The following is a 7,302-nucleotide window of genomic DNA, read 5'->3' as shown; positions in this document are numbered from 1 at the left end:
AGCCATTTGTGAATCCTCCTTGGTAATTTTGTTTGTGGTGAACTTATTATACCTAAAGGGAGAGCATTTGGCTCTATTTATTTTTAATATTCAATTTACACCATTATACGGGCATAACCAATAATACACATATCAAGCATCGGGAAATAGACTGATTTATTATTTCCGATGCTTAGTTTTTATAAAAATTGAAATGATACAATTGAGCTTTTGAATTTACATAAATGTGTATTAGTGTAATAGAAACAGCCCGAAACTCATAGAAAATATATTCTGTCACTGAGCTTCGAGCTATACAAATTCTATTTGGAATTTACTTAAATTCCACGAGACAAAACTTTATTAATTTTTCTGAAGTCCTTCAATGCCTGCCGTCCGATTCCAAAAATCTTCTTCATATTAATGGAATTGACACCGCCCTGTCTTGGACGGAAAGTGATCGGAATATATTTTACGCGGCAGTTTTTCTTTGCGTAGATCACTGAAAGAATGACATTGGAAAGATTGAAATCTTTCGGGATGAGTTCTATGTATCTGCGTAAGGTTTCTGCTTTCATCAGGCGGAACGGGGTATTTGCATCCTTCACAGAAACACCGAAACAGATGCGTATCACGAGGCGAAGGATACGTGTGACAAAGATACGGCTGCCGCCGTCCTGTCGGTTATTTCTCCAACCGATGACCATATCCCATGCTTCTCGCTGATTCCAGAACTGTTCAAATTCGGACGGGAGTGTCTGTCCGTCAGAGTCTGTCTGGAAAATGAAATCTGCTCCATGATCCAATGCATAGTGATAACCATATAATACAGTTGCACCATGGCCGCTGTTTGCTTTTGTGATAGGACTGAACAAAGGATGATCTTTTGCGTATTCCTGCATGATTGCGTAAGTGTCATCTTTACTTCCATCATCAATGATGACCAGACGTGATTCTCCCTGCCCGTCATGTGCCTTGATGACAGGATACCAGTCATCAAGTACCTGCCGGATATTTTCCCGTTCGTTATATGCCGGTATGATTATAAAAAGTTTGTCTGTTTTTGATTCCAAGATAATTCTCCTGTGGGATGTTTCTGTCAGCCAAATCTATCTCCGGGCAAGTTCGCTGGTAATCTCTTCCCAGGTAACGCCCTTTTCTACCATCAGGACCATGGCATGATACAGAAAATCCGAAATTTCATATTTGATTTCTTCTTTGTCAGGATTTTTTGCTGCAATAATAATTTCTGCACATTCCTCTCCCACTTTTTTGAGAATCTTGTCAATTCCCTTATCAAAAAGATAATTTGTATAGGAACCTTCTTTTGGGTGTACCTTGCGATCTGCGATCACATCATACACATCCTGAAAGACATGAAGCGGGTTTGTATCGTTATATTCTTTCTGGACCAGTGGTTTGAAGAAACAGCTTCGACTGCCGGTATGACAGGCTGCACCAATCTGATCTACTTTGGCAAGGATTGTGTCATTGTCACAATCCAGAGAAAGTGATTTTACATATTGGAAGTGACCAGAGGTAAGACCCTTGAGCCAGAGTTCCTGACGACTGCGGCTCCAGTAAGTCATTTTACCAGTTTTCAGAGTATTTTGGAAGGCCTCTTCATTCATATATGCTACCATAAGTACCTGGTCAGTCTTGTAATCCTGAACTACCACTGGAATCAGACCATCACTGTTGAGCTTAAAATCAGCCCAGCTGATTGCACTTTCAAAGGTAATGACCGGGATTCCGGAACCCTTGCAGTCTTCTTTAAAATCGAGAAGCTGTACATCAAGAGAACTGATGTAAGCACCGCTCAAAGCATGTACAGAGTCTTTTTGAAGAAGATCTTTTAATGAGGCGGTTTTACTCTCTTCGGTGTGAAGGATTACTTTGATATCGGAGCATGTGCCTATTTCATCCTGCATCGTATCAAGTGCAAGGAGCTCATCTGCGTACTCTTCAATCAGTTTTTGATTATCTGTAAATTCATTCAACGAAGAAATACTGATGACCATTTTTTCTTTACCAAAGCGTTTGGAGACTTCTTCAAGAAGCTGGATATTGCTTTCTTTGGAAAAGTTCAGAACAACTTTCGCACATCCTGCATAAAGAAGTTTTTTGACATCTTCCATACGGTTGATGTTGCCTGCTGCCATAACAGGAATTTCAGCAATTGTACAGATTTGTTTAATATTGGCAATGGCCTGTTCATGCTCCTTATCTCCGGAGGAGATATCAAAGACCAAAAGTTCATCAGCTCCGTTATCTCTGTAAAAACGCACGAGATTTTCGATATTTCCGTCACCAAAAAGATTTCGCTGACCGAATCCGGTAACAGCTTTTCCTGACTGCAGATACAGGCATGGTATTAATAATTTATCTGCCATGTGTGTTCCTCCTTATGCAAGACTTCCCTTGGTAGAGAGTACATCTGTGATACGTGGATCATAGGAAACAGCCTGGTCGAGAGCTTTGGCAAAGCTTTTGAACATTGCTTCGGCTACGTGGTGGCTGTTTCCTCCTGTGAGAACTTTGATATGGAGATTCATGCCACAGGAATAAGAAATGGCATAGAAAAATTCTTTTACCATTTCGGTAGACATATCTCCAATCTTTTCAGAAGTAAATTCTGCATCCCAGGAAAAATACGGACGTCCGGAAAGATCAATTGCACAGAGAACCAGTACTTCATCCATTGGAAGGATACAGCTGCCATAACGACGGATTCCTTTTTTGTCACCGATTGCTTCTTTAATTGCATTTCCAAGGACAATGCCTGTATCTTCAATCGTGTGGTGGTCATCGACATCCAGATCTCCATGTACTCGCACACAGAGATCAAAAAGGCCATGTCTCGTAAATCCGTCAAGCATATGATTGAAGAAACCGATACCGGTCTCAATATCAGAATATCCGTTTCCATCCAGTGTCAGTTTGAGTTTGATTTCTGTTTCTTTTGTATTACGTTCTACAGATGCTTCTCTTGGCATAATTGTTTCCTCCTACTGTTCTTCGTCTTCAAAACGGACAGCAATAGAGTTGGCATGTGCAGTCAGCTGTTCTGAAGTGGCAAACTGTTCAATGTCTTTATGAATCTTACGCAGAGCTTCTCTTGAATAGTATACGATACTGGATTTCTTGACAAAATCATCTACAGAAAGTGCGGAGAAGAATTTTGCAGTTCCATTGGTCGGAAGAACATGGTTTGGTCCTGCGAAGTAGTCGCCGAGAGGTTCTGAGCTGTTTTCACCGATAAAGATTGCACCTGCATTGCGGACTTTCATCATGACTTCGAACGGATTTGCAGTTACGATTTCCATATGTTCGGAAGCAATGACATTGGCTGCTTCGATCGCTTCATCCATATCTTCTGCAATGAGGATATAGCCGAAGTTATCCAGAGATTTCTGGATGATTTCTTTACGGGAAAGGACTTTGACAAAACCGTCTACTTCTTCACTGACCTTTTCTGCAAATTCTCTGCTGGTTGTGATCAAAATAGCGGAAGCCAGTTCATCATGTTCTGCCTGAGAAAGAAGGTCTGCTGCTACATATCTCGGGTTGGCAGTCTCATCAGCGAGAACCAGAATTTCACTTGGTCCGGCAATGGAGTCAATGCTGACATAACCGTAAACTGCTTTTTTTGCAAGAGCTACAAAGATATTTCCAGGTCCGACGATCTTATCTACTTTTGGAATGCTTTCTGTACCGTAAGCGAGTGCACCGATTGCCTGTGCTCCACCGACTTTGTAGATTTCATCTGCACCAGCCTCTTTGGCAGCGACCAGAGTGGATGGATTGACTTTACCGTCTTTTCCCGGAGGTGTTGTCATGACGATCTGGTCTACACCAGCTACCTTGGCTGGAACAATATTCATCAGTACGGAAGAAGGATAAACAGCTTTACCACCTGGAACATAAACACCGACACGTTCCAGTGCAGTTACTTTCTGTCCAAGCATAGTTCCATTGGTTTCACTGGTAAACCAGCTGTTCTGACGCTGCTTTTCGTGATAGCTTCGAATGTTGACCAGAGCCTTGCGAATAACATCGATCAGAGCCGGATCAACTGCCTCATAGGCTTCTTTGATCTCTTCTTCTGTGACTTTGATCGTATCTGCAGTAATTTCTGTTTTATCGAATTCTTTTGTATAGGCAAAAAGAGCGGAATCTCCTTCGGTTTTTACTTTGTTCAGAATTTCATCAACAGCTGCTTCAAACTTGCCGTAATTGTTCGGGCTTCGTTTCAGAAGATTTTCCAGAATATCTTTTGTACTTTCTTTTGTGAGTGCTACTGTACGCATTATGCTCATCCCTTCTATTGGTTATTATTTATCGATTACATTTCTGAGATCGCGGATCAGGTTGCGGATCCTTTCATCTTCCATTTTCATGCTGACCTGGTTTACGACCATTCTGGCAGAAAGTGGGCAGACTTCCTCGAGGACATTCAGGCCGTTTTCACGCAGGGTGCTTCCGGTTTCCACGATATCTACGATCACTTCGGAAAGACCGACGATCGGAGCAAGTTCTATCGAACCGTTCAGTTTGATGATTTCTACAGTCTGGTGTTTCTTATTATAGAAATAATCCTTGGCGATGTTTGGATATTTGGTAGCAACACGAATCAACTGGTTATTCTGCAGCAATTCACGTGCACTTTCCGGGCCGCAGACGCACATGCGGCATTTTCCGAATCCGAGGTCCATTACTTCGTAGAGCTTCCTACCTTCTTCCAGAATAATATCCTTACCGGTGACACCGATATCTGCTGCACCGTATTCTACATAAGTTGGTACATCAGGACCTTTGGCAAGGAAAAAGCGAAGTTTCAGTTCCTCATTAACAAAAATCAGTTTACGGGTATCTTTATCACGCATTTCTTCACAGGTAATCCCGATTTTTTCAAACATATCCAGGGTTTTCTGTGCAAGTCTTCCCTTGGTAAGGGCAACAGTAAGATATCTCATATTAGCAGTCCTCCTTTTCGCAGCGAAGAGCTACGGCAGTTCCTTCACTTCTCAGCTTCTGGGCTTCCAGAATGGCTTCACGCCGGTTTGCTTCTGTATAGGTCAGAATGACTGGAGCTTTTTTCTCCGGGAGACTGATCTTCTGTCTGGACAAAGCCATGAGAAGGTTGTCGACGGTGATTCCGAAACCGATGGAAGCAGCCGGTTTACCAAAGTGTTTCAGAAGGTTATTATAACGGCCTCCTTTTACGACTGGCTCACCGGTTCCATAGGTATATGCCTGGAAAATGATTCCGGTATAATACTGGAATTTACTGAGCATACCGAAGTCGAAGCTGATGTATTTTTCATATCCGTAGATTTTGAGGATTTTGTAAATTTCTTCCAGACGCTCTACCGCTTTGATTGCACAGGTGTTGTCTGTCAGACTGCGTGCTTTTTGAAGAACTTCCGCAGAGCCAAAGAGATGTGGCAGCTCCAGAAATGCTTTTTCCAGAGACTCTGGGATGTTCTGACTGCGTACAAGATCTTCTACACCAAAATAATTTTTCTGAGAGATCAGAGAACGCAGATTCTCTTCTGCTTCCATATCCAGATCTGCATCCTGCAGAAGAGATTTGAAATAATCAACTTGTCCGACGCTGACCTGAAATTCTTTTAATCCGGCTTTCAGGAGACACTCTACTGTCATGGCAAGAAGTTCTGCATCTGCCTCAGCGGAATCGTCGCCAATACGCTCTACGCCCATCTGCGTGGTCTCTTTGAGACGTCCCTGATAGCTGGAGTTATTGATAAAAGTGTTTCCTGTATAGGAAAGGGTTACGACCTGTTGCTCTGGATTAAAGTAGGTAGCGCAGGCTCTTGATACAGATGGGGTGAAGTCTGGACGTAATACCAGGGTATTTCCTTCACGGTCAAAAAATTTATATAGATCCTTGGATGGAATCGTACCTACTTCTCTGCTGAACACTTCAAAATATTCAAAGGAAGGAGTCTCAATCTCCTCATATCCATAGGAATCAAATACTTTGCGGATCTCCGTCTGAAGATGATGCTTCTGGCTGCACTCTCCATTATAAATATCGCGCACACCTTCAGGTGTATGAAAAATTCGCTGCATAATCGTTTCCTCCTTATTATTACAAGTAGACACTTTAACGTGCTACCATGCTACTATGTAAAACAAAGAAAATTATAGTAGAAAAAATGAAAATTGTCAATCCCGCAATTTCAGATCCGTCTGAATTCCATCCAGATAGGGAACAAGAAATCCTCCTTTTTTTTGCAGATAATATACAGGATTCAGTTCCTCCCGTCGGAAACTTTTGCGGCCGCCGGATTCCATTCGGTTCCAGAATTTCATCAGATCTCTGAATGGAAGGTAATAAAACTGATCTGCGTGACTGAACAGAATAAGAAAAAAAGCAATTCCTCCCTGTTGTTCAAAGGCATTCATGAACGCGACCTGATGTGGGTGGATATTGCTTAATGGAAAAGTATCAACACTACATTCCTTGGCATCAAAGCAGACTGGAATTCCCTGTACGGCACCGATATAGTCAACGGTGCTTCGCTGTTCAAAGTAAGCAAGTGTGATATGACGGTTTTCTTTGTCCATGCGGACGGGAGTGATTGGTGTCGGGATTTTCTGAATCAGGGCGAGTCTTTTTTCTGCGTATTGTTCATTGGTTCGATTCACAAGATCCTCCAGGGTGGAACCCCGGAGGCCTCTGCTGTTCCATGTTGCCATAAATCCTTTCTCCTTACTAAGATTTGATTATTTGCAGAATCAGTTCAGGAGTTTAATGGATGGATAATAACGAATGACTGCTTTTCCGACGATTTCATCAAATGAAACAAAGGTGTTTTTCCAGAATCTGGAATCTCTGGAATATTCGCGATTGTCACCAAGCATAAAATAGCTGTCTTCCGGCACGGTATAAGGTCCGTAATTGCCAGTAGGTACTTCTGCTACAAAACTGTCATCAAGAGGTTCTTCTGAGCCGTTTATGTATACCTTTCCATCGCGGATTTCTACGGTTTCTCCCGGAAGACCAATCAGACGTTTGATAAACAGTTGGCTTTCATCATCCGGAAATTTGAAAATGATGATATCAAAACGTTCTGGATCTTTTGTCTTGTGGGAAATATGTTTACCAAAGAAATCAAAGTTCAGACCATATGCCATACGGAATCCAAAGATACGGTCACCGGTCATGATCGTATTTTCCATAGATTCAGATGGAATCTTTGCATTGATCAGAACGACATTGTTTACGACGAGTACCACTGCAACTACAATAATGATCATTTTTACATAATCCCAGACTTCGTGTAAATCTTTCAT

General features: G+C 42.0%; 8 protein-coding genes. All 8 read right to left on the bottom strand.

The features are described from left to right. Window positions 1-317: 317 nt before the first annotated feature. The 8 genes from KQI91_RS12235 to lepB all read right to left on the bottom strand — a co-directional run bounded on the left by KQI91_RS12235 (window position 318) and on the right by lepB (window position 7,302). Window positions 318-1,052: a glycosyltransferase family 2 protein gene (locus KQI91_RS12235; RefSeq protein WP_216393056.1), complete on the bottom strand. Its 735-nt coding sequence runs from the start codon at window positions 1,050-1,052 to the stop codon at window positions 318-320. A gap of 36 nt (window positions 1,053-1,088) precedes the next feature. Continuing rightward, the gene (gene hisIE / locus KQI91_RS12230) at window positions 1,089-2,372 is read right to left on the bottom strand and encodes a bifunctional phosphoribosyl-AMP cyclohydrolase/phosphoribosyl-ATP diphosphatase HisIE (RefSeq protein WP_216393055.1); all 1,284 of its coding nucleotides are present in this window, start codon (window positions 2,370-2,372) and stop codon (window positions 1,089-1,091) included. Window positions 2,373-2,384: 12 nt separating this feature from the next. After that, window positions 2,385-2,975, bottom strand: coding sequence for an imidazoleglycerol-phosphate dehydratase HisB (gene hisB, locus KQI91_RS12225; protein ID WP_216393054.1), 591 nt, complete (start codon window positions 2,973-2,975; stop codon window positions 2,385-2,387). A 12-nt stretch (window positions 2,976-2,987) separates the two neighbouring features. After that, a complete protein-coding gene (gene hisD / locus KQI91_RS12220) occupies window positions 2,988-4,289 on the bottom strand; it encodes a histidinol dehydrogenase (RefSeq protein ID WP_216393053.1) in 1,302 nt (433 codons plus the stop codon). 24 nt (window positions 4,290-4,313) lie between these two features. Continuing rightward, window positions 4,314-4,955 (bottom strand): ATP phosphoribosyltransferase, encoded by a 642-nt coding sequence (gene hisG / locus KQI91_RS12215; RefSeq protein WP_216393052.1) that lies wholly within the window; start codon window positions 4,953-4,955, stop codon window positions 4,314-4,316. A 1-nt stretch (window position 4,956) separates the two neighbouring features. Next, window positions 4,957-6,075 carry an ATP phosphoribosyltransferase regulatory subunit gene (hisZ, locus tag KQI91_RS12210; RefSeq protein WP_216393051.1) on the bottom strand — a complete coding sequence of 373 codons (1,119 nt, stop codon included), beginning with the start codon at window positions 6,073-6,075 and terminating at the stop codon, window positions 4,957-4,959. Window positions 6,076-6,171: 96 nt separating this feature from the next. Continuing rightward, window positions 6,172-6,705, bottom strand: a complete 534-nt coding sequence (locus KQI91_RS12205; protein WP_216393050.1) for a Holliday junction resolvase RecU — start codon at window positions 6,703-6,705, stop codon at window positions 6,172-6,174. Between the two features lie 39 nt (window positions 6,706-6,744). Next, window positions 6,745-7,302 carry a signal peptidase I gene (lepB, locus tag KQI91_RS12200; RefSeq protein WP_216393049.1) on the bottom strand — a complete coding sequence of 186 codons (558 nt, stop codon included), beginning with the start codon at window positions 7,300-7,302 and terminating at the stop codon, window positions 6,745-6,747.

Origin of the sequence: Blautia sp. MSJ-19 (assembly GCF_018918125.1) — a bacterium.
Taxonomy (GTDB): Bacteria; Bacillota; Clostridia; order Lachnospirales; family Lachnospiraceae; genus Blautia_A.
Note: the sequence above shows the minus strand (reverse complement) of the source record. Positions and strands in the feature narration are given on the sequence as shown.

Bases quoted from the DNA above. Each gene is read 5' to 3' on its own strand.
- lepB (WP_216393049.1), bottom strand. From the start codon at position 7,302: ATGAAAGATTTACACGAAGTCTGGGATTATGTAAAAATGATCATTATT.
- hisZ (WP_216393051.1), bottom strand. From the start codon at position 6,075: ATGCAGCGAATTTTTCATACACCTGAAGGTGTGCGCGATATTTATAAT.
- hisD (WP_216393053.1), bottom strand. From the start codon at position 4,289: ATGCGTACAGTAGCACTCACAAAAGAAAGTACAAAAGATATTCTGGAA.
- hisG (WP_216393052.1), bottom strand. From the start codon at position 4,955: ATGAGATATCTTACTGTTGCCCTTACCAAGGGAAGACTTGCACAGAAA.
- hisIE (WP_216393055.1), bottom strand. From the start codon at position 2,372: ATGGCAGATAAATTATTAATACCATGCCTGTATCTGCAGTCAGGAAAA.
- KQI91_RS12205 (WP_216393050.1), bottom strand. From the start codon at position 6,705: ATGGCAACATGGAACAGCAGAGGCCTCCGGGGTTCCACCCTGGAGGAT.
- hisB (WP_216393054.1), bottom strand. From the start codon at position 2,975: ATGCCAAGAGAAGCATCTGTAGAACGTAATACAAAAGAAACAGAAATC.